21 protein-coding genes and 1 pseudogene are annotated in these 21,085 nt (G+C 72.8%); 8 read left to right on the top strand and 14 right to left on the bottom strand.

The annotated features are described in order from the left end of the window. The first annotated feature begins 76 nt into the window (after window positions 1-76). Window positions 77-991 (top strand): NAD(+)/NADH kinase, encoded by a 915-nt coding sequence (locus RMN57_RS00415; protein WP_313761307.1) that lies wholly within the window; start codon window positions 77-79, stop codon window positions 989-991. 86 nt (window positions 992-1,077) lie between these two features. Here RMN57_RS00415 and RMN57_RS00420 read toward each other — a convergent pair whose 3' ends face one another. From RMN57_RS00420 to RMN57_RS00460, 9 genes are all read right to left on the bottom strand, one after another. Then, window positions 1,078-1,893 (bottom strand): class I SAM-dependent methyltransferase, encoded by an 816-nt coding sequence (locus RMN57_RS00420; protein WP_313761308.1) that lies wholly within the window; start codon window positions 1,891-1,893, stop codon window positions 1,078-1,080. A gap of 2 nt (window positions 1,894-1,895) precedes the next feature. Continuing rightward, a complete protein-coding gene (locus RMN57_RS00425; RefSeq protein ID WP_313761309.1) occupies window positions 1,896-2,645 on the bottom strand; it encodes an ABC transporter permease in 750 nt (249 codons plus the stop codon). A gap of 1 nt (window position 2,646) precedes the next feature. After that, entirely contained in the window at window positions 2,647-3,645 is a 999-nt protein-coding gene (locus tag RMN57_RS00430) for an ABC transporter ATP-binding protein (protein ID WP_313761310.1), read from the bottom strand. Further along, a complete protein-coding gene (locus RMN57_RS00435) occupies window positions 3,642-4,400 on the bottom strand; it encodes a type II CAAX prenyl endopeptidase Rce1 family protein (protein WP_313761311.1) in 759 nt (252 codons plus the stop codon). Before RMN57_RS00435 ends, RMN57_RS00430 begins: the two co-directional genes overlap by 4 nt. Then, window positions 4,397-5,278 carry a type II CAAX endopeptidase family protein gene (locus tag RMN57_RS00440; RefSeq protein ID WP_313761312.1) on the bottom strand — a complete coding sequence of 294 codons (882 nt, stop codon included), beginning with the start codon at window positions 5,276-5,278 and terminating at the stop codon, window positions 4,397-4,399. Before RMN57_RS00440 ends, RMN57_RS00435 begins: the two co-directional genes overlap by 4 nt. Further along, on the bottom strand, window positions 5,253-6,617 hold the full coding sequence (locus tag RMN57_RS00445) for a YcaO-like family protein (protein WP_313761313.1): 1,365 nt from the start codon (window positions 6,615-6,617) through the stop codon (window positions 5,253-5,255). Before RMN57_RS00445 ends, RMN57_RS00440 begins: the two co-directional genes overlap by 26 nt. Continuing rightward, a complete protein-coding gene (locus RMN57_RS00450) occupies window positions 6,614-7,702 on the bottom strand; it encodes a hypothetical protein (protein ID WP_313761314.1) in 1,089 nt (362 codons plus the stop codon). The genes RMN57_RS00445 and RMN57_RS00450 overlap by 4 nt, the downstream gene beginning before the upstream one ends. Before the next feature lie 3 nt (window positions 7,703-7,705). After that, window positions 7,706-8,629, bottom strand: coding sequence for a SagB/ThcOx family dehydrogenase (locus RMN57_RS00455; RefSeq protein ID WP_313761315.1), 924 nt, complete (start codon window positions 8,627-8,629; stop codon window positions 7,706-7,708). A 774-nt stretch (window positions 8,630-9,403) separates the two neighbouring features. After that, complete coding sequence (locus tag RMN57_RS00460) at window positions 9,404-10,447, bottom strand: WG repeat-containing protein (protein ID WP_313761316.1); 1,044 nt, start codon at window positions 10,445-10,447, stop codon at window positions 9,404-9,406. Between the two features lie 80 nt (window positions 10,448-10,527). Here RMN57_RS00460 and RMN57_RS00465 point away from each other — a divergent pair. The 3 genes and pseudogenes from RMN57_RS00465 to RMN57_RS00475 form a co-directional block, all read left to right on the top strand. Further along, window positions 10,528-10,956, top strand: a pseudogene (locus RMN57_RS00465) (IS701 family transposase); the annotation flags it as partial. A gap of 177 nt (window positions 10,957-11,133) precedes the next feature. Next, on the top strand, window positions 11,134-11,562 hold the full coding sequence (locus RMN57_RS00470; RefSeq protein WP_313761317.1) for a hypothetical protein: 429 nt from the start codon (window positions 11,134-11,136) through the stop codon (window positions 11,560-11,562). After that, a complete protein-coding gene (locus RMN57_RS00475) occupies window positions 11,559-11,933 on the top strand; it encodes a hypothetical protein (protein WP_313761318.1) in 375 nt (124 codons plus the stop codon). The genes RMN57_RS00470 and RMN57_RS00475 overlap by 4 nt, the downstream gene beginning before the upstream one ends. 1,188 nt (window positions 11,934-13,121) lie before the next feature. On the opposite strand, the gene RMN57_RS00480 is transcribed toward RMN57_RS00475, so the two are convergent. The 4 genes from RMN57_RS00480 to RMN57_RS00495 form a co-directional block, all read right to left on the bottom strand. Beyond that, the gene (locus RMN57_RS00480; RefSeq protein ID WP_313761319.1) at window positions 13,122-13,652 is read right to left on the bottom strand and encodes a dihydrofolate reductase family protein; all 531 of its coding nucleotides are present in this window, start codon (window positions 13,650-13,652) and stop codon (window positions 13,122-13,124) included. Further along, a complete protein-coding gene (locus RMN57_RS00485) occupies window positions 13,649-14,230 on the bottom strand; it encodes a helix-turn-helix domain-containing protein (RefSeq protein ID WP_313761320.1) in 582 nt (193 codons plus the stop codon). The genes RMN57_RS00480 and RMN57_RS00485 overlap by 4 nt, the downstream gene beginning before the upstream one ends. 161 nt (window positions 14,231-14,391) lie before the next feature. Further along, the gene (locus RMN57_RS00490) at window positions 14,392-15,129 is read right to left on the bottom strand and encodes a phosphotransferase (RefSeq protein ID WP_313761321.1); all 738 of its coding nucleotides are present in this window, start codon (window positions 15,127-15,129) and stop codon (window positions 14,392-14,394) included. A 135-nt stretch (window positions 15,130-15,264) separates the two neighbouring features. Then, a complete protein-coding gene (locus RMN57_RS00495) occupies window positions 15,265-16,524 on the bottom strand; it encodes an SLC13 family permease (protein ID WP_313761322.1) in 1,260 nt (419 codons plus the stop codon). A 250-nt stretch (window positions 16,525-16,774) separates the two neighbouring features. Here RMN57_RS00495 and RMN57_RS00500 point away from each other — a divergent pair, with 250 nt between their 5' ends. The 3 genes from RMN57_RS00500 to RMN57_RS00510 all read left to right on the top strand — a co-directional run bounded on the left by RMN57_RS00500 (window position 16,775) and on the right by RMN57_RS00510 (window position 19,374). Beyond that, window positions 16,775-17,302, top strand: a complete 528-nt coding sequence (locus RMN57_RS00500) for a GNAT family N-acetyltransferase (RefSeq protein ID WP_313761323.1) — start codon at window positions 16,775-16,777, stop codon at window positions 17,300-17,302. Between the two features lie 163 nt (window positions 17,303-17,465). Next, window positions 17,466-18,206, top strand: a complete 741-nt coding sequence (locus RMN57_RS00505; protein WP_313761324.1) for an SDR family oxidoreductase — start codon at window positions 17,466-17,468, stop codon at window positions 18,204-18,206. Window positions 18,207-18,420: 214 nt separating this feature from the next. Beyond that, window positions 18,421-19,374 carry a GNAT family N-acetyltransferase gene (locus RMN57_RS00510; RefSeq protein ID WP_313761325.1) on the top strand — a complete coding sequence of 318 codons (954 nt, stop codon included), beginning with the start codon at window positions 18,421-18,423 and terminating at the stop codon, window positions 19,372-19,374. 71 nt (window positions 19,375-19,445) lie between these two features. Here RMN57_RS00510 and RMN57_RS00515 read toward each other — a convergent pair whose 3' ends face one another. Next, window positions 19,446-20,396: a LysR family transcriptional regulator gene (locus tag RMN57_RS00515; RefSeq protein WP_313761326.1), complete on the bottom strand. Its 951-nt coding sequence runs from the start codon at window positions 20,394-20,396 to the stop codon at window positions 19,446-19,448. A gap of 134 nt (window positions 20,397-20,530) precedes the next feature. Between RMN57_RS00515 and RMN57_RS00520 the strand changes: the two genes are divergently transcribed. After that, on the top strand, window positions 20,531-21,076 hold the full coding sequence (locus tag RMN57_RS00520; RefSeq protein WP_313761327.1) for a nuclear transport factor 2 family protein: 546 nt from the start codon (window positions 20,531-20,533) through the stop codon (window positions 21,074-21,076). The last annotated feature ends 9 nt before the right edge of the window (window positions 21,077-21,085 follow it).

Here is a 21,085-nt window from a genome sequence, read left to right on the forward strand (position 1 = left end):
GTTGTTCTTAACTAACTATCTTCCTCGGCGGGGCGCCGCACAAGACCCGGTGCCGGCTTGAACGCGGGGGGCGGCTGTGCGTGACTGGGAGGAGGGGAACAGCGAGCTGGTCGACGGCGAGGTGCCGCGGATGGGATTCATCGGCACGGTGGGGCTGGTGCTCCACCCCGAGCGGACGTGCGGGCCCGTCGTGGACACGGTCATCCGGTGGAGCCGGGCCCGGGACGCCAAGGTCCTGGGGCTGGCCGAGGAGGTGGCCCGGATCGGGTGCAACGCGGTGGCGGTCGGGCCCGAGGAGATGGCCGCCAGCGCCGATCTGCTGATCAGCCTGGGCGGGGACGGGACGATGCTGCGCGCGATGCGGCTCATGGTGGGCGGTGGCGCGCCCGTCCTGGGGGTCAACGTCGGACGGCTGGGGTTCCTCGCGGAGGTCGACATCCCGGAGCTCGCGGACGCGCTCGACGCCATCGACGACCAACGCTTCACCGTGGAGGCCCGGTCCGGGGTCCGGGCCTCGTTCGGGGCCGCCGAGGAGACCGCGCTGAACGACGTCGTGCTGATCCGCAGCCCCGGGCACCGGTCGGCGGCCGTCGCGGTGCGGGTCCAGCACCACCCCTTCGTGTCGTACACCGCGGACGCCGTCGTGGTCGCCACACCGACCGGCTCCACCGCGTACAGCTTCTCCGCCGGCGGGCCGATCGTCTCCCCCACCACCGAGGGACTGCTGGTCACACCGGTGGCGCCGCACGCCGCGTTCAACCGCTCGGTCTTCCTCTCCGGCGGGGAGCGGCTCGCCCTGGAGGTGCTGCCGCACAGCGGGGACCTCGCCGTCGAGGCGGACGGCCGGCTGGTCGGGCGGGTCCGGCCGGGCGACGTGGTCGAGGTGACGATGCTCCCGACCGCGGCCCGCGTCGTGCGGCTCGGCCACACCACCTTCTACCAGCGGGCGCAGCGCAAGCTGCGGCTCAGCGGGTCGGCCGAACACAACTGACCGCCCGGAGCGGAGCTCGCGCGGGCGGCCCCGGACGGGGGCGCCCGCACGACGGGGTGCCAGGGGTGCCGGCGCAGCCCCCGGGGTCAGGAGTGCCGGCGCAGCCGGAGCACGCTGTCGGGCAGGAGGCCGGTGGTGGCGCCGGGGCGTGGGGAGAGCTGGGCGGTGGGGAGGAGGTCCAGGTGGTCGCAGCGCCAGCCGGTGGCCTCGAACGGGGTGAGGTCGGCGAGGCCGTGCATGGTCAGCGGCGTCCCGGCGGTGCGGGCGGCGGCGGTGAGGCCGCCGGCGGAGGCGACGGAGAGGACGTCGCAGATCCAGGCGTCACCGATCCCGGCCAGCTCCGCCGCGAGCGCGCGGACCTGGGCCTCCGGCAGGTAGGTGAGCAGGCCCTCGGCGAGGAGGAGGACCCGCCGGCCGGCCGTGCGGGGGCGCAGGAGCCCGGCCAGGGCGGTGAGGTCGCGGAGGTCGCAGCGCAGCCGCTCGACGGGGACGGGTGCGGCCGCGGTCGGCAGCAGGCGGTCCTTGAGGTCGAGCACGGGCGCGCAGTCGATCTCGATCACCCGGCAGTGGGCCGGCCAGGCCAGGCGGTAGGGGCGGGCGTCGAAGCCCGCGCCGAGGTTGACGCAGACCTCCCAGGGCGGCCCGACCGGGTCGGCCGCCCGTTCGGCGAACAGCCCGGTGAGCAGCCCGTCGACGGCGACCGTCCGGGTCACCAGCGAGGACGTCCCGGCGGTGTGCCGGGTGACCCGGCGGATGGCGGCCGGGCAGTGGGCGGCGAAGTGCTCGGCGTACGGGTCGCGCAGGCCGCTGCGCGGGTCGGCCGTCGCCTCGGCGCGGGCGAGTGCGGTGAGGAAGGCGGTCGCGGGCACCTGTGCGGCTAGCGGGGGGTGGGCGGCGGTCACGGCTACTCCCACCGGAACAGCCGGACGGCGGCCGCTCCGCCGAGCACGGCGACACCCGCGAGCACACCGAGGTCGAGCGCGACGTCGGTGGCGCTGTCCAGCCAGGCGTGCTGGAGCAGCTTCACCGCGTACGTCGCCGGCAGGGCGTCACTGATCGCCTTCATGCCGGAGGGGAAGATCTGCAGCGGGATGGTCGCCCCGGAGAGGAAGATCATCGGGAAGTAGACCAGGTTGGCGACGGCCACCGCCACCCGCTCCGATTTCGCCACCGCGGCGATCACGCCGCCCACCGCGTACATCGCGAGCGCCGCGAGGAGGAGCGTGCCGGCCGTCGCGGCGAGCGCGCCGCCGGAGCCCGGCAGGTGGAGGTCGAAGAACAGGTACCCGGCCACCACCAGCAGGAGCGCGCCGACCAGGCTCAGCGCGATGTTCACCAACCCCTGCGCGACGAGGAAGGCCGAGGCGTCGACCGGTGTCGCGCGGAAGCGCTTCAGGACCTTGCGGTCGCGGTACTCGGCGAGCCCGAGCGGGAAGCTCATCAGCCCGGTGACCGAGACCACCAGGACCAGGTAGGCGGGCACCGACATGTCGACCGTGCCGCGCCCGTCGAACTGCTCGGACGGCTCGTTGCCGTAGATGCCGCCGAACATACAGAGCATCAGCACCGGGAAGGCCAGCGCGAAGAACACCGGGGCGAAGTTGCGCAGCATCCGGCGCGTCTCGAACCGCAGGATCGGCCACAGCGTCGCCATCTCAGGCCACCTCCTTGCGCGCGGTGCCGCCGACCAGGTCGAGGTAGGCGTCCTCGAAGGTCGGCGTCCGGCGGCTCACCGCGGAGGGCGGGAGCCCGGCGTCCGCGAGGAGGCGGACGATGCGGTCGTAGTCGGCGGGGAACGTCCCGGCGAACTCCAGCCGGTCCGGCCCGCCGGGCAGCCGGGTCAGCCCGAGGCAGTCGAGCCGTTGCCCGATCCCCCCGGCCTCCCGCCCGCCGCCGTCCGCGGCGGCGCGCAGGTCGATCGTGAAGGTGGACGGGCCCGCGTGCGCCTCGGTCAGGCGCGCCGGCGCGTCGAGGGCGACCAGCTCGCCGGCCCGCAGCACGCCGACCCGGTCGCAGAGCGCCTCGACCTCGTCCATCGCGTGCGAGGTGAGCAGCACCGCGACGCCGCGTGCGGCCAGGTCGAGCACCGAGCGCCAGGTCTCCCGGCGCTGGTGGGGGTCGAGGCCGGTGGTGAGCTCGTCCAGGACGACCAGGCGGACGTCGCCGATCTGAGCGAGCGCCAGCGCCAGCCGCTGGCGCATGCCGCCGGAGAGGTCGGCGATGAGGCTGCGGCGGCGGTCGGCGAGGCCGAAGGACTCCAGCAGCGCGGCGGAGGCCCCGGGCGCCCGGTAGATCGCCTCGTAGAGCTCGCACAGCTCGCCCACCCGGGCGCGGCTGGGGAACTGCGACTCCTGGAGCTGCATCCCGACGAGGCGGGTGACGGCCTCGCGGTCCGTGCGGGGGTCGTGGCCGCAGACCGAGATCGCGCCATCCCGGGCGGGCCGGCGCAGACCGCCGACCGCTTCGACGATCGAGGTCTTGCCCGCGCCGTTCGGCCCCACCAGCCCGAACACCTCCCCGGGAGGGATCCGGAAGGAGACGTCGCGCACGGCGGTGAACGCGCCGTACGTGACGGTCAGTCGGTCGACCCGGACGACGGCCCCGGCGTCCGCCTCCTCCTCCGCCGGGTCGGCGGACGGCTGGTTCACGGTCACAGGCTCAGTCTCCTGGGGGTGGTGGCGCGCGCTCCCGCGGAGGCGCTGAGGTGGGTGTAGAAGCCGGCGAACGACATGTGAAGGGCCAGGGCGGGCAGGATGCCGCCGGTGGCCGCGGTCAGCAGGCCGCCGACCACGCCGAGGGTCACGCTCGACGTGCCCAGCACGTACGCCTGGACCGGGGTGGAGACGAGGGCGACCTGGCCGGCGGCGAACAGGCAGGTGCTGACGGCGAGTGCGACGCCGAAGCCGCTGCCGAGCGCGCCGAGCCCCAGCAGGACGGCTCCGCGGAAGAGGAGTTCCTCGAACAGGGCCGCGGCCGCCGGGATGATCCACCGGTAGTGCCGGGGCAGGGCCAGGATCGAGGCGATCCACTGGACGCGGGCGATCTCCCCGGGGACGTCGACCCGCGGGTTCGCCCGGTAGAGCAGCGACACGCAGAGGATGTTGGCGCTGGAGGTGCCGAGGACCGCGAGCAGCAGGGCGAGCGCCGTGGCCGGGGTGGGCCGTCCGACCAGTTGGTCGAGGGAGAGCGGGGTGGCGGCCAGCAGCGCGGTCAGCGCCAGCGCGCCGAGTGCGAGGTACAGGACCGTGCCGAACACCGCGAAGGCGGCGTCCGGGCTCTGTCCGGTCCGGCCGGCGAGCCGCAGTGCCGTCCGCCGGCGCCGGGCGGGGTCGTTGAACGGCACCCGGTACAGCGCCAGCCAGCCGGCGACCACGACGGCGCAGAGTCCGGCGTACCCGGGCGCGCTCATCGGGACGCCTCCCGCGTGCCGGCGGTCCCGGCGTTCTCGGCGTTCTCGGCCTTGCGGGCCGTCGCGGCGTTCCCGGCCTTGCGGGCCGTCCCGGTGCTGCCGTCCGCCGGGCGGGGGGCGGCGCCGCGCTCCTGGCGGACGGCCAGCAGGTGGACGGCGGCGTTCTGGGCGAGGTGCGCGACCAGCGGCACCGCCAGGCTGCCGGAGGCCACCAGGAGCACCCCGAAGACGGCGCCGGACAGCGTCTTCTGCACGACGGCGAGGCCGCCGAAGAAGAGGTGCCCGAGCGCGTACGCCAGCGCGCCGACGGCGATCGCCACGCCGGTCGGCAGCTCCAGGCGCTGGTGCAGGAGGCCGATCCAGAGGCCCCGGTAGAGCAGTTCCTCCGCGACCGCGGTGGCCAGGATCGCGACGGCGTACCCGGCGGTCGCCACGCCGCTCGAACGGTGCACCGCGAGCCGCAGCCCGCGTGTGCCCTGCAGCAGCCGCGGCACCGCACCGGTCAGGAACTCCGCGCCGACCAGCGCGGCCCCGACCACGGCGGCGGCCGGCAGCCAGAGCGCGTCGGCCCGCCAGCGGGTCAGCGTGTCCGGGGTGAACCCGCCGCTCGCCGCCACGGCGAGGGCCAGGCCGGTCACCACCAGATAGGCCGCCGGGGCGCCGAGCAGCACGAACCACGCCGCCCGGCCCCGTCCCGCACCGGCACCGCCCTTCGCCGAGCCCGAACCGCCGCCCGAACGGCCGCCGGAGCTGCCGGAGCCGGAACCGCCCCCGCCGCCACCGGCGGGGCCGAACGCGGTTGCGACGCGCACCAGTTCGGCGGGAGCGACGGTGGCCACCAGCACCAGGCACTCAAGGGAGCGGGTGTGGGACCACATGCGTCACACCCCCATGGCTCAGCATCCGCGGGTGACCCTTCGGCGGGAACCCGGGCAGGCACATGCTCAGCAGCTCCGGGACGACCGCCCGGACCACCCGCCACGGCGTGTCGGCCAGCTCCGGCGGCGTGATGTCCAGGTAACCCGCCCACTCGCCGACCCCGGCGAGCTCGGTCAGCAGCCGGTGGATCGCCGCCCGGTCGTCGGCCGCGTAGCCGGGCAGTCCGGCGAAGTCGACCCGACCGGCGGTCCGGCTCTCCACGGCGGCCAGCTTGCGCCCGGCGTCCCCGGGCGCGGCGAACCAGAGCACATTGGTGTCCAGGTCGGTGTACGCCGAACCGGCCTGCGCGAAGTGCACGTTGGGCAGGTCGAAGACGGTGCTGAACATGCCGATGCCGAGGATCGCCGTCGCCTCGGCGGCCCCGCGCAGCAGCGCCTGCCGCGGCTGCGGGTCGGCCTGGAGCCCGAAGGCGATGTACGGCAGCCTGCCGTCCCGGCGCACCAGGGTCACCCCGATGTTCGGCAGCGGCAGGTCCGGCCGGGTGAGGTAGCTCGCCCGCACCTCGTACGGCCCGTCCGGCGCCAGCCCGGCCGCAGCGAGCAGCTCCCGGCCGTCCTCGTCCAGGTCGATCAGCGGCGCCTTGGCCCCGGTGTACCAGTTGAGCACGAAGGCGTCGATCTGGACGGCCTCGACGAGCGCCCCGAGCAGCGCCTTGTCCAGCGAGACGTGGGCGGCCGTCCCGGTCGAGAAGGACGGGGTGAACAGCTTGTCACCGGCCCGGGCGTCACTGCGGAAGCCGAGGAACACCAGCTGCGCCGGGAGGTAGACCTCCTCCCCCGGCCGGGTCAGCGACGGACAGGCGATCCACGCGATGACGTCGTCCTCGGTGGGGAGTTCGGGCGAGTAGCGGTGCATCATCCGGGCGAGCACCCGCTGCTGCTCGGCGTCGAAGATGCCCAGCAGCTCCAGCGGCAGGCAGCGGTGCCGGGACGACAGCGAACGGTAGGAGGCGTACTCGATCCGGTCCGCGAAGAGCGGCATCGCCATGATCGCCGCGTAGCGCTCCACCGACTCGCCGGTGAGCCTGGTCACCGCCTCCTCGTTGGTGGAGCCGTAGCCGGCGAGGTGGTACTGCATCTGCAGATGCGGATCGCCGAGCGCCAGGCGGTGGTACTGCGGCATCGCCGCGGTCGCCGAGCGCAGGTACGGTTCCCCGTCGATCGCGGCGACCGAGACCAGCATGCCGGGCAGGATCCCGCCCTGGTTCCCGCCGATCCGCCCGTACCGGGCGAGCGCCTCGGCCATCCCCGGGTGGCCACGGGTCGGGATACCGCTCATCGGTCACCTCCGAGCGCCTCGCGGACGTGGCGGTCGACGACGACCCGGCTGCTGAAGTTGATCTCGCGCACGATGTCCCGGGCCACGTGGCCGCAGGCCGGACAGGTGCCGATGCGCAGCACGTCCTGCGCCTGCATCTCGTACGTCGGCAGGTAGACGCTGAGCGCCCGACCGAGGAACCGCGAGGTGCCGAGCGAGCGCAGCAGAACGGCCTCGTTCACCAGGTGCGCGCAGATCAGGGACTCCACGCCGTTGGCGCGGCCGGTGCCGGCGGCCGCGCCGGCCCCGACGAAGGCGTGGTAGCCGATGTGGTCCTCCAGCCGGGCCAGCGAGCGCTGCTCGAAGCACTCCAGGCAGCCGGTGCGCGGGCTCTCGGCGCCGACGACCGTCGCGAACGGGCCGTCGACCAGCCCGACCACCACCGGCTTCTCCAGATGGCAGACCAGCCGGTTGAGGTTGCGCAGGGTCAGGATCGAGGCCTGGCCGAGGTGGACGACGAGCGAGTCGCAGTGCTCGACGGCCGCGCTCAGCCGCTTCAGCGCGTCCGCGGCGGCCAGGCCGCCCATCCCGGAGGTCAGGTCGGCGCTGCGCAGCCCGTCCAGGAAGTCGGCCGGCAGCGGCTCCAGCGGCACGCCGAGGGTCTCCGCCTGCCCGGCGAGGTAGGCGGTGGCGCTGGGCGAGTCGGCGGCGAAGCCGACCGTGGCGTCGACTGACTCGCCGGCGCCGTACAGGTCGAGGTTGCCGAGCAGCGCTCGGGCCATCTCCGCGCCGTGCTCGGACGGGCGGTCGTGGGCCAGGAACCCGGCCTGCCGCAGCTCGTTGACGGCCAGCCGGAGGTTGGCCCGCTCGACCGGCGTCAGGTCGACGGCCTCCGCGAACGACCCGTCGGCCGGCTTGCCGGCGGCCAGCGTCTCGAACAGCGCGGTCATCGCGGCCCGGACGGCGGGGGACTCCGCCCGCAGATCGACGTTGACCTCGGAGAAGTTCCAGATGCCCCAGCGCAGCCGGACGACCCCCGGCTCGACGGCCAGGAGCCGGACGGACGTCGCCAGGACGATCCCCGGCTCGGACGGTGCGACGGTCATGGATCAGGCCTCTCCGTGTCCGAGGAGCGTCAGGTGGACGACATGGCGCGACGTGCCGTCGCAGCCGAGGGTCTTCTCAAGGGTCTGCTTGTCGTACCCGCCCTGGTCGCACCCGATCATGCCGAGCGCGGTCCGGGCCAGATGGACGTTCTGCGAGATCCCGCCGACCTCGATCAGGGCGAAGACCAACCCGCTGTCCCCGTACTTCTGGGAGTTGGCGTACAGGTCGTAGACGTAGACCAGGGCGAGGGCGACCTTGTCGAGCTCGACGTCCGCGGTGAACAGCTGCCGGGCCAGGTCGACCGGGGACGGCGTCGCGCCGAGCGGCAGCAGCGTGTGGCTGTGCGGCTGGTACTCGTACCCGCCCGGTGCCAGCCCCTTCACGTGCTGCGCGAGGACCGCGAGCCGCACCGGGTAGAGGCCGCCGCCGGAGGGGGCGTTGCGCAGTGCCACCGCGGCGTCGCCGTCCTGGGCGGTGGGCACCGGCAGGCTGCCGGAGACGCCCTGCGCGTGCCACAGGACGGTCGCCAACTCGTCCAGGGCGACGGGTTTCCCGGAGAATCCCCGGCCGCTGCGCCGCGCGGCCACCGTGGTGGTGAGGCCGGCGCGCAGCCGCCGGTGCGCGGGCAGGGCGATCGCCCCGTCCAGCCGCTCCTGGAGGTCGCTGTGCGCGCTGGAGAGGACGGCGTCGTGGCCGTAGAACCGCGACACCCCCAGCTGCATGCCCAGGTCCCGGCCGCTGCGGCGGTGGTTGAGCAGCAACTCCTCCCCCACGAAGCCGTGCACGGCCGGACTCCACCGGCCCCGCACCACCGACTCCGGCGCCCGCACCACCGTCGTCGCGCTGTACATCGACACGGAGGTGTGCTGTTGCCCGAACGCCGCCACGGTGGACACGTGGGCGTTCCGGCCCAGGTAGTCGGACACGGCCTCTTCGGAGTCCTTCAGTGACATCTCGGCCTTTCGCTCGACGAGGGTTACGGGCGGCTGTGCGGCGAACGGGATGTGCGGTCTCTCGGACGTGCGGGTGCTGGTGCGCGAGGTGCTGGTGTGCGGGTGCTGATGGGCTGCGTGCGGGCTTGCGGCGTGCGAGTCGGGCGGGGGCGGCCGCCGGCAGCCGCCCCCGCCCGACACCGGTGACTACCAGCTGCAGCACGAGCTGCAGCAGCAGTTGCCGCCGCCACAGGTGGTGCTGGCTCCCGGCGCAACCTGGACGAACGCACCGCCGGTGGCGGTGCTCCCAACCTGACTGGAGAAGCTCAACATGTTCCCTCACCTCCCATCGAGGGCACGAAGGAGAAGGATCTCGGCTCGGTCAGCCGACCGGGAGCGTAGCAGTCGCCACCGCACCGGGGAACGGGTTGGGAAGTATCAACTGATCCACTGGTAGATGAACTTGACGATCTTTCACCGCAGTGCAGCTGGCACCCGCCCCGGCGAGGGCAGCGGCCCGGTCCGGCGCGGGGTCGTCGAGGCAGGCCTCCAGGGCCAGCAGGCACCGCGCGCCCGTGTCGAGCCGGCCAGCCGGTCGAGGTCGTCGCGGATCACCTGGGCCGGGGCGCTCGGCGGCGCCCCGTACTTCAGCCGGCCGAAGTGCCAACGGCGCCGGTCATCGATGCGGGGCTCTCGTCCGGAGGTGGTGTCATGTCGGGGCGTGTCACGGCGGCTGACGGCTCACGGCGCCCTGCGGCGCACGGCGACCTACGCCTCGGCCTGGATGTCGGACGGCTCCGGTTCGACGGCGGCGAGCCAGAGTTGGATCTCCACGTCCCCGTCGCCGACCACGAGGCAGGACTGCAGGACGAGCCGCCGCCCGCCCACGCCCCAGACCGTGGACGTCTCGCCGTCGCCACTGCGCAGGTAGACCTCGACCCCCGGCAGCGGCGCGCCGAACCGGGCGCTCAGCCGCTCGACGGCGTCCGCCTCGATCTCCTGGAACCGCTCGACCGTCCACTCCTGGAGGTACGGGAGCGCGTGCTGGTGCTCGGCGTAGAGGTTGACCTCCGCGACCACGCCGACGGCGCCGAAGGAGGTGCCGTCGGCGTCCTCGTCCTCCTCCTCGGGGAGCTCGTACGGGTCCTCGCGGTCGTCGAAGATCAGACCGCAGGGCTCGAACCGGCGGGGTTCGGCGGCCAGCAGTTCCCCGGCGAGGTCGACGATGTCGCGCTCCGGGGCACCGGGGTAGGCCAGGTAGCCCGCCATGTCCCGGGCGTGGGTGATCCCGGTGCGTTCGAAGGTCCCGGCGGTCGCCGCCGTCTCCCAGACCGTCGTACCGGCCCGGTCGACGATGCGGAGCGCGTCGCCGTCGGCGGACGGCTGCACCCGGCAGACGTCCCGGCCGTCGCGGTCGACGTGGGCGGTCCCGCCGTCCCCGGTGGCGAAGGGTGCCAGCCCGCCGCTGAAGCCGAGGATCCAGCCGTCGACGTCGGTGAGCGGCTCGGGGTGGTCGACGGGGAAGAACCGCCCGTCGGCGCGCAGGACGCCCCACGCCCGGCCGGGCGGTCGCGCCTCGGCGGACGCACCCGCCTCGGGGTCGTCGTCCTCCCCGGGGTCGAAGAAGTGGGCCACCGTCGCGCCGCCCTCGTCGAAGTCCTCGGCCCACTCGTACCGCTGCTCGATGACCTCCTCCCCGGCGGCGTCCAGGTAGCCGTGCAGGTAGTCGTCGTCGAACCGGACCAGGCCGGCGCCGAAGGTGTCCGAGATCCGGTTGTCCGCCTTGATCACCAGCTCGCCGCGGGCGTTCACGAAGCCCTTGTAGTGGTTCCCGGGCGTGCCGCCGAGGACGAACGCCAGGCCGTTCTCGGCGAACGCGTCCAGCCGGGGGGCGCAACCGACGCACCGGTGAACTCCCCTTCTACCGCTGCTACTCGCCCTGCCCCGTCCCGCTGAGCACGCTGGTCAAGGTCGCAGGCCGCCGCTGGACAGTGGAGGAGGGCTTCCAAGCCGCCAAGGGCCTGGCCGGACTGGACGAACACCAGGTCCGCCGCTGGAACTCCTGGCACCGCTGGACCACCCTGGCCATGCTCGCGCATGCCTTCCTCGCCATTACCGCCGCCATCGAACGAACCGCCAGCGGCCCATCGCGCGAACTCATCCCGCTGACCTGCAGCGAGATCCGACGCCTGTTCACCACCCTGCTACTCCAGCCCGTCCGCGACCTCGCCCACCAGTTGCGATGGTCAACATGGCGGCGCCACCACCAAGCACACGCCCGCACCAGCCACTACCAGCGACAAACCGCCCAGCGACCGTAAAGATCAAGATCTACAGCTGGAGTACTACTGTAGCCAGGCGAAGCATCGGCCAAGTTGCTGGCAAGCCTGCACGACGATCACTCGTTGTCCAACGCAAATCGCCCTCCGCGATGCATTGCGGAGGACAAACCAGATTCACCACCGACTGCGACGCGGCGACCCCATTCGGTGACTTTGGTGACGACCCTGTTCAATAATGTGCCACTGACAGATAATGACAGTGGCAGGTTTGTGCTTGCTAGGGAGGCAACCGTGTCTAGCTCTAATTCGCCTAGCGATAATCCGAAGCCTATCATCTTACTTGCCGTCTTTGGAGGGATTCTGGTCCTCGCGGCACTGGCCGGATTCTTCCTGGAGATTAACGCCGTCATGGCGGGCACCATGCTGACGCTCGGCGTAGTCCTTCTCCTGTTTGCCGTTCTAACCCCAAGAATGGTGGGCGATCAAATAGTCTTTGGCGTCTTTCGATTCAGACTGTCCTCCAGGGGCGGGGAAGGTATCAGGAATGGCGAGCGCGAGATTGCCGAGGGGGCAGTTGTGCGACTAGATGAAATTCGAGACACCGTGGAAGTGCGGGAGCTGTCAGAACCTGAGGATCCAAAATGAATACCCCGGAAATAGTGGTTGCGCTATCTGTAGCAGATAAGCTCAAGGGGTTGTCGACTCTTACTTTCCGGCGCTTCATCGATGGCCTGTCGCGCGGTGTCGAATTGATCGAGTCGGGTGATACGGCTTCTACGACCGAGGTGGCCCCTACCGGATTTCTCACCGTTGACGGGAATAGCTATTCCGCCATTGACACCGATGCGGGTATTGCCCTAGTTCGCCCCATGGATGAATCGGAGCGTGAGAGATTCAATATCTCCGGCCTGCATGGTTTTGTGCTAGCAGATGTGCTCCCAGTGGAAGAGGTGAAGGCGCCTGACGAGGCATCGCTGGAGAATGCCTGGCCTAAGGCAACTGGTGCTGCGCATTGAAACTCCGCCCGGGTCTTTGCTTGATGGCATTGCCAGGCCGAGGAGTTGAACGTTCCCGGCCACGGCCTCACCGCTCTGGGCTGTGGGCGTGATGTGGTCGACCTCCAGCCTGGAGGCGAGGTGGGAGATCCGCAACGGGCGCACAGACCACCGCCCTTGACATTCACCATGCGGAGGTCAGCGGCGGCGTCGTGGCGCGAGCGAGGGCGCGCCAACGCCGATACCAGGGTGTGGAGTTCCTGCTCGTCACGTACGCCCGATGGTGGTCGTCGCACCGTCCGCGACGAGTGAGGGCGGGGCGGTACAGCCGATACAGCGCATGCTGCCCCCGTTCCTTCGACTGCCCGGTTCCGCACTTCTAAAAGATGCGCTCCGACCACGGCTCGTCGGGTTGTCAGTAGACGCGGCAGACTGGCTCTGACGCGAGTTCCCTATGCTATTGGTGATCTTCGCCGGTGAGAGTGAGATTGCAGCCCTCGGAGGCCGCTGAGCATGTCTGCCTGTTGTTCTGGCCTGGAGATTCGGGCTGCTCAGAGGGGTGGGCCTGCGGTGGCGACAGGGCACCGGTCCGGGCGGGATCCGGTGTTAACCGTGCAGATGGCTCGGGCGAGCAACCCGCGCGGTACGGCGGCGATGTGGGTTCAGGATCTTTTGGACGGGCTGTGCACCGACGGAGACTTCGAGGAGTGGTATCCCGCTGACGGGCGTCGTGGTCCGTCGCTGGCTCGTCTGATGCTGGTGTCGGTGCTGCAGCATGCGGAGAACAGATGCGAGTGACGAGATCGCGCACCGCCGCATCAAGCGAGACATCGCACCAGCGGGCGCGAACTTCGTCACCCGGACGTCCGCGTTGCCGAGCAACCTCGATTCGCCCGCGCCGAGGATCCGCAATACCTCGGCCAACTCCCCAACCCGATGGGTGCCTGGGGACCACGTGGAGGTGACGACCGCGGTCCGTCCGCCCCCTGCCGCATGACGAGCGAGCAGCCCGCCCGCCGACAGTGACTCGTCGTGCGGGCGAGCGAAGACCCCCAGCAGCCCGGCCGATACGGGTAAGTCCAGGCCCGCGTCGGTCAGCTCCACGACATCGTCCATCCACAGGGGCCCGACCCTGCTGGCCAGGGCGTGCCTGACAACTCGCGCCCGGCGGTTGTTCAGACACACCCCAAGACCGTACCCACGACGCCGCTACTTCTCGACGGTGTAGCGCAGTTGTGCGAACCCGCCGCCGGCGTCGGTGGCCGAGTCGAGGCGCAGCGGGACGTCCTGGAGCAGTTCGCCGAAGAGCCGGTGGCCGGCGCCGATCAGGACCGGGGCGATGCTGATGATGAACCTGTCGACGCGTCCGGCGCGGACGAAGCTCTGGATGAGGCGTCCGCCGTCGGGGTAGACGTGCTTGGTCCCGCGCTCGTCGAGGTCGGCGAGGAGGCCGTCGACGTCGCGGTAGACGGTGATGCGCGGGTCGGCGTCCTCGGGGAGGGTGGTGCTCAGGACGCCCACGTGGCGGTCGCCGTAGTGCCAGTTCTCCTCGCCGAAGCCGACGACCTTGTCGTAGGTGCTGCGGCCCATGATCACGGTGTCGACCGTGTCGAGGAATGCGAAGAAGCCCATGTCGCCGGCCCCTTCGCCGCGCGAGGTCAGCCATTCGATGTCGTCGTCGGGGCGGGCGATGTAGCCGTCGAGGCTGGTGCCGATGAAGACGGTGGCGGTGAAGGTCACGGGGTCCTCCCGAACAGGTGGTCGAGGTCGTCGTGGAGAAGGGCGGCGGGGTCGCCGTCGCCGGTGAGGGCCCAGCGCAGCAGGGAGCCGTCGGTGGTGATCCTGACGGCGCGTGCGAGGCGCGGCACGTCGGTGCCCGGCGGGAGTTCGCCGAGCGCGACGGCGTCGTCGAGCAGTTCCCGCAGTGCCGTGTCGGCCGCGCGGGTGTGCGCGGTGGCGTGGGCGCGGAACTCGGGGTCGGAGAGGTCGAGCTGGAGCATGCCGAGGTGGTTGGCCACCTCCTCGGGGGTGGACATGTAGCCGGCGAACTCGTCGGCGACGGCGTGCAGCGCCGCGAGCGGCGAGTCGTGCGCGGCCCGCGCCCTCCGGTACGGCTCGGCGGCATTCGCGGCGGCGTCCGCGGCGAACGCCAGCAGCAGACCGCGCTTGGACCCGAAGCGCTGCGACAGCGTCGCCGGGGAGACGCCGGCCTCGGCGCCGACGTGCGCCAGGGTGAGCCTGCCCGGCCCGTGCGCGCCGATGGCGCGCCCGGTGGCGGCGAGGATCGCGGTGTCGCTGGTGACGCGTGGTCGTGGCATGGGTTCCTCCGTTCGCGATCCACAGTAGCACAGTTAGTAAATGGCCGTTCATTTACTAATCTGGAGCCGGGCACGTACCGACCCAGACCTCCGATCAGGTCGAGCCGCTGCTACGACGAGGACGGGCTACGCCGCGCGCCGGCCGCGGCGCCGGGACCGCCTCACAGCCGGGACCGCAGCACGTCGACCTCACAGCCCGGCGCCGACGGGTCGAAGCCGTGCTCGACCAGCCAGCGGACCACCAGCAGGCTCCGCAGCGACCACCACCCCCGGATCACGTCGAGGTCGACGTCGGCGCCGTAGCCGGCGACGAGGTCGTCGAGGCGCTCCTCGTGTCCGAGCGTCAGGGTGGCGAGGTCGAAGAGGGCGTCACCCCGGCACGCCTCGGACCAGTCGATGATGCCGGTGATCTCGTCGCCGTCGACGAACACGTGCGTGATCTGCAGGTCGCCGTGCGTGAAGACCGGAGTCCACGGCCGCAGAGCGGCCTCGGCGACCTCGCGGTTGCGGACGACCAGGTCGGCGGGCAGGACGCCGTTCGCCACGAGCCACTCGCACTCGCCGTCGAGCTCCGCCGTCAACGCGTCGAGGCCCCGGCCGGGCCAGGGCGGCAACGGCGCATCGTGCAGCTTCCGGACGGCCGCGCCCGCCGCGGCCCACGCCGCCGGGGAGGCGGTCGACGGCTCGCCCAGGCGGCCGAGCGCCGTCCCGGGGACCGCGGCGATGGCGAGCACGGGCGGCCTGCGCCAGAGGACCTCCGGGGTCGGCACCGGCGCCAGGGCCATCGCCTCGACCTCGACGTCGATGCGCGTCTGATCGGCGTCCACCTTCAGGAACACGTCGCCGACGCGCAGGGTCGCGCGCTCGGAATGGGCGACGACGACCGCGACCTCATCCATGGCGACCAGTATCCCGGGCCGGCCGTCAACGTCACCGGGTTTCCCGGGGTCGTCCGCCGACCTGCGTCGGACCCGCCGGAGGTAGCGGCGCGCGGGGCCGGACGAGCGCCCCGACCGCCGGCGGGGCGGTTGCCGTCAGGGGCCGACGGCGGTGAGGGCGGCCCAGAGGGCGAGGGTGGCGGCGAGCAGGGCGGCGGGGACGGTGAGGATGCCGAGGAGGGTGAACTGCCGCAGCGGGACGTCGTGTTCGTGGTGGTGGGCGATGCGCCGCCACAGGAGGGTGGCCAGCGAGCCGGCGTAGGTGAGGTTCGGGCCGATGTTGACACCGAGCAGCACCGCCAGGACGGCCCCGGCCCCGGAGGGCGCGACCAGCGGGACGAGTGCGAGCACCGCGGGCAGGTTGTTGATCAGGTTGGCCAGCAGCGCGGCGACGGCGGCCGTGCCCAGCAGCGCGGGCAGCGAGGTGCCCGCGGGGAGGACGCCGCCGAGCGCGTCGCCGAGGCCGTTGTCGACGACCGCGCGGACGACGACGCCGAGGGCGAGGACGAAGCCGAGGAACGGCAGCGCCGCCGAGCGCACGATCGCGACCGGGGTGGTTCGGCGGTGGGCCAGCGCGCGGACGGCCATGACGGCGGCGGCGGTCGCGGCCACCCAGGCCGGGTCGACGCCGACGGCGGAGGCCACCGCGAAGCCGCCCAGCGTCAGACCGACGGTCACCAGCGCGAACAGGGGCAGCTCGGGCGGGTCCTGGCCGTCGCCGGGTTCGACGGGTGCGTCGAGGTCGGCGGCGAAGAAGCGGCGGAAGACCGCGTACTCCACCGCGATGGCGGCCAGCCAGGGCAGGGTCATCAGCAGGGCGAAGCGGGTGAAGGTCAGGCCGGTGGCGGTGAAGGCGAGCAGGTTGGTCAGGTTCGACACCGGCAGCAGCAGGGAGGCCGTGTTCGACAGGTGGGCGGCCGCGTAGGCGTGCGGGGCGGGCCGGGCACCCATCCGGGCGGCGGTGGCGAACACCACCGGGGTGAGCAGGACGACGGTCGCGTCGAGGCTGAGCGCCGCGGTGATCAGCGAGGCCAGGGCGAAGACCGCGCCGAGCAGCCGCCGCGGCCGCCGCCGGGCCCAGCGGGCCATCCAGGTCCCGCAGGCGTGGAAGAGCCCTTCGTCGTCGCAGAGCTTCGCCAGCACCAGCGCGGCGGCGAGGAAGCCGATCACCGGGCCCAGCCGGGCGGCCTCCTCCCCCGCGGCCTCCAGGCCGATCGCGCCGGTCGCGACGACCAGGCCGGCGGCGGGTACCGCGAAGGCGGCCTCCGGCCAGCGGAACGGACGGACGACTGCGCAGACCAGCACCACGACCAGCGCGGCGACGGACAGGGACTCGAACAACACAGCGCAGATCATCCATGGTCCGCTCCCGGGACCGGCAGGCGCCCCCCTCGGTCCGGAGCCGGTCCTGAGCCGGTCCGGAGCCGGTCCGGAGCCGGTCCGGCCGGGGCCCGCGCCTCGGCGGAGCGCGCTGGTCGAGCCGCCGAGGCGCGGTCCTACGCCCGTGGTCGTAGGCCCGCGCCTCCCGTGGCCGAGGACATCCGGCCGATGCCCGTGCCACCTTGATCCACTAGAACTGACGGCAGCACGCAAGGGAACGAGGACCATGACCTACCGCATACGACGGATGGCCGCCGGGGAGTGGCGCGAGCTCCGCGCGATCCGGCTGGAGGCGCTGCGGGACTCACCGAAGGCGTTCAGCGAGTCCTTCGCCGAGGCCGCCGCCCGCGACGACGCCTTCTGGCAGGCGAAGGCGGCCACGGAAGCGACGTCCGCGGAAGCGGCGCTGTTCGTCGCCCGGGACCGGTCCGGCGCCTGGGTGGGGACGGCCGGAGCCGCACCGATCCCGGGCATCCCCGACCACGCCCACGTCCACGGCGTGTATGTCTCGCCTGCGCACCGCGGCCCGGACGGGCCCGCCGTCGCCCTGATGGACGCGGCGATCGACTTCGCCCGGGAGCACACCGGGGCCGCGTGGCTGACCCTGGGCGTCCACGAGGACAACCCGCGGGCGCAGGCGTTCTACCGGCGGCTCGGGTTCACGGACACCGGCAAGGTGATCCCGTACATGCTCGATCCGTCCGAGAAGCTCCACATCCTGGGCTACGCGGGTTTCCGCGGCCCTGTGGTGTAAGCCCTGTCTCTTGGATCCTTGCCGGGCGAATCGCCCGCGGTCCTGGCGAACGGCCACAACGAACGAGCGGGGCGGCCACTGGCCGCCGGCCGCACTCATCGACAAACGGGAACATGACAGCCGGGCCCTCCCTTGGAGCGCCCGGCACAAGGAGTGGTGACGCATGTCCACAGCGACGGCACTGGCGGGTCGACGGATCGTGGTGACCGGGGCCGGCCGGGACTTCGGGCGGACGCTGGCCGTCCGCCTGGCCGCGAGCGGCGCGGAGGTCTTCCTCTCGGCGCGGACCCTCGCCGCGGCGGAGGCGGTCCGGGCCGAGATCCGCGCACTCGGCCACGAGGCCGTCCACGCGTTCGTCTGCGATCTGAGCGACCCGGCCTCGATCCGGGCCTTCGCCGCCGCCGTCGCGGAACGCACCGACCACGTCGACGTGCTGATCAACAACGGTGCGCGTTGGCTGACCGGGCCGGATCTCCTCGCCGGCTCGGACGACGACGTCGTCGACACCATCGCCTCCGGCGCGACGGGCACCATCCTGACGGTGCGGAACTTCCTGCCGCTGCTGCTGGCCTCCGACCGTCCGGACGTGGTGACCATGGTGTCGGCCTGCGGAACGGCCGGGCACGACCGGTCGAACGCCCACGACGCCTTCTACGCGGCCAAGAGCGCACAGGCCGGATTCGGCGAGATCCTCTCCAAGCGCCTGCGCGGACAGGGCGTCCGGGTGATCTCGCTGTATCCACCGGACTTCGACAACGCGGACCCGCTCTCCGACGAGTGGGAGAACACCCCCCGGGAGGCGACCGACCCGCTGACGGCCCAGTCGGTCGTCGACTGCGTCCTCTTCGCCATCACGCAGCCGCGCGACTGCTTCATCAAGGCGTTCCACTTCGAGCAGGTCTGAGCACGGACCGGACACCCTGCCCGGCACCGAACCGGGCGAAGCAGGTGAAGCAGGCGAACCGGGCGATAGAGGCGAAGGAGCCGGAGCCGGCGAGGCCCCCGCCCGCGGGCACGGTTGATCGGACCGGGGGCGGGCGTGAGACTGGGGCCGAAGGGGCGCCCACGGCCGGGCGCCGCACGGCCGTAGCCGTCCGCGACCCCGGGGGTGTCCGCCGATGTCCGAGCTCCTACCCGCACTGCCGACCGGCTACCGGGCCCGCCCGGCGAGCGCCGAGGACCTGGGCGCCGTCCACCGGCTGGTCGCGGCCTGCGAGCACGAGCTCTACGGCCGGCCCCAGACCGACGCCGGCGGCGTCGCCGCCGACTTCGCCCGGCCGGGCCTGGTCCCGGCGTCGGACACCCTGCTCGTCCACGACCCGGACGGGCGCCTGGCCGCGCATGCCTGGGTGAACCGCCGGTCCAAGGTGGACGTCCATCCCGGGCACCGGGGCCGCGGTTTGGGCGCCGCACTCCTGGACTGGGCCGAGGCGCGGGCACGACAGGCGGACGGCGGGCAGATCGTCCAGACCGTCCCGGACGGCGACACCGCCGCCGTGGCCCTGCTGCGGTCGCGCGGCTACCAGCCGATGGTGACGGAGTGGCTGCTGGAGTTCGGCCTGGCCGAGGGGGCGGCGCCCGCGGTGCCGGAACCGCCCGAGGGCATCACCGTCCGGCCGTTCCGTCCCGGCGGCACGGCCGCCGAGCGTGACGCGCGCGCCGCCCACCGGCTCGTCCAGGACGCGTTCGACGAGTGGCAGCCCCGGCGCATGGACTACGAGGAGTGGGCCCGGCACACCGTCGAGCGGCCCGCCTTCGCCCCGGCGATGTCGGTGCTGGCCTTCGCCGGAGACCAACTGGTGGGCGCGGCGATCGCGTTGGACCTTCCCGACACCGGCGAGGGGTACCTCGAACAGGTCGCCGTCCGCCGTGACCACCGCAACCGGGGCATCGCCCGCCTGCTCCTGCGGCACGCGTTCCGCACCTTCCAGCAGCGGGGCCGGCGCAGCGGCACCCTCTGGACGCATTCGAACACCGGCGCGCTGGACCTCTACCTGCGGGTGGGTATGACGGTCCGGCACAGCTCCACCGTCCACCGGAAGGGCCTGGGCGCGGCCCGGCCCTCCGTCTGACGCGGGCGGTGCCGGGCCTGCCGAGCCGCACCCGGCCGTACCCTGCCTCACGCAGCGCCGGCCGGCCTCCATCAGGCCGGCCCCACCAGATCGGTGTCCACCAGATCGGCGTCCACCAGGCCGGCCGCCGCCTCGGCGAACGCGCGGACGCGGGCGGAGGTCCGGTCGACCGGCCGGATCAGGCCCCACTCCAGCAGGGGGGCAGCGCCGACCGGGACGTAGCTCACGTCCGGGCGCGCGTAGTAGCGACGGGCGTGCGCACCGACGGGGAGGACGCCCTGCCCGGCTCCGACCAGGGTGAGCGCCTCCTGGAAGGTGTCGGCCGTCGGCCCGGGGAGGGGCTCGCGGGTGCCGGGCTCGCGGGTGCCGGGGCCGCGAGTGCCGGGCTCGCGGTCCGCCCGCCCCGGCGGCATGGCGGCGATGTGGCCCCGCAGTCGCACCACGGGCACGCCGACCAGGTCGTCGACCGTGACACCGCCGCCCCGGCGGGCGAAGGGGTGATCGGCGGGGACGGCGAGCATCCGCGGCTCCCGCACCAGGACGGGGCCGGTGACGAGGCCGGGCGCGTCGACGGGAAGGGCGCCCAGCGCCAGGTCCACCTCGCCCGAGCGCAGCCACGGCACCACCTGCCCGGGCTGCGCCTCCCGGAGCCGCACCTCGCAGTCGGGCGCCCGGTCGCGGAACACCTGGGCCGCACCGACCAGGAGTTGGGCGGCGGCGGCGCCGACGAAGGCGACGTTCAGCGTGCCGGACAGGCCCCGCCCCGCCTCGACCGCCCGCTGCAGCGCGGCCCCCACGCTCTCCCAGGCGGGCCGCAACTCGTCGAGCAACTGCCGCCCGACCGGGGTGAGTTCGACGCGCCGGCTGGTCCGGTGGAACAGCGGCACGCCGACCCTCCGCTCCAGCTTCCGGATGGTCTGGCTGACGTGGGCGGTGGAGACGTGCAGCCGTTCGGCGGTGCGCCCGAAGTGCAGTTCGTCCGCAAGAGTCAGGAACGCCTCCGCCTCGTACCGCTCGATCATGCACTCCTCCGATCGTCAACCCTGGGTTAACGATCATTGCGCAGAAGGCCGTTGGTCGCCAGCGGCTGCAGCGGCAGAGTGGCGGGTGAAGCCGGAACACGGCACCACTCGTCGCTCGACAGCCGGAGGACACCATGGGCACCGTCGCCACCACCGCGGCCGCCGCAACCCCCACCACCACAGCCCACTTCGCGCTCACCGCACTGCCCGGCGACACCGCCGCGGTCATCGCCGAGCTGCGCGACCGCGCCGAGATCACCGATGCCCTCCACCGCTTCGCGCTCGGCCAGGACCTCAGGGACCGCGAGCTGTTCGCGTCGGCCTTCGCCGAGGACGCGGAGCTGGACTTCCGCCCCGCCGCCGCGCGTTGGGGCGGCGAGCCGCCGGTGATGACCGGACGGGACACCATCGTCGACACGATCCTGGCGATGTTCACCGGCAGGGTGGAGACCACCCACCAGGTCACCAACCCGCGCATCGCCGTCGACGGGGACACCGCCCGCCTCACGGCACTCGTCGAGGCCCAGCACCTGCTCAGCGCCGACCCGAGCACCCACGCCCTCCTGAAGAACCCCTACACCGTCGATCTGGTGCGGGACGGCCGCCGCTGGCTCATCCGGCGGCTGCGCATCGACAACACCTGGCTCACCGGGGACCCGGTCGCCGTCTTCGGCGGCTGAGCCCGCGCG

This window comes from Kitasatospora sp. CM 4170 (genome assembly GCF_032110285.1).
GTDB lineage: Bacteria > Actinomycetota > Actinomycetes > Streptomycetales > Streptomycetaceae > Kitasatospora > Kitasatospora aburaviensis.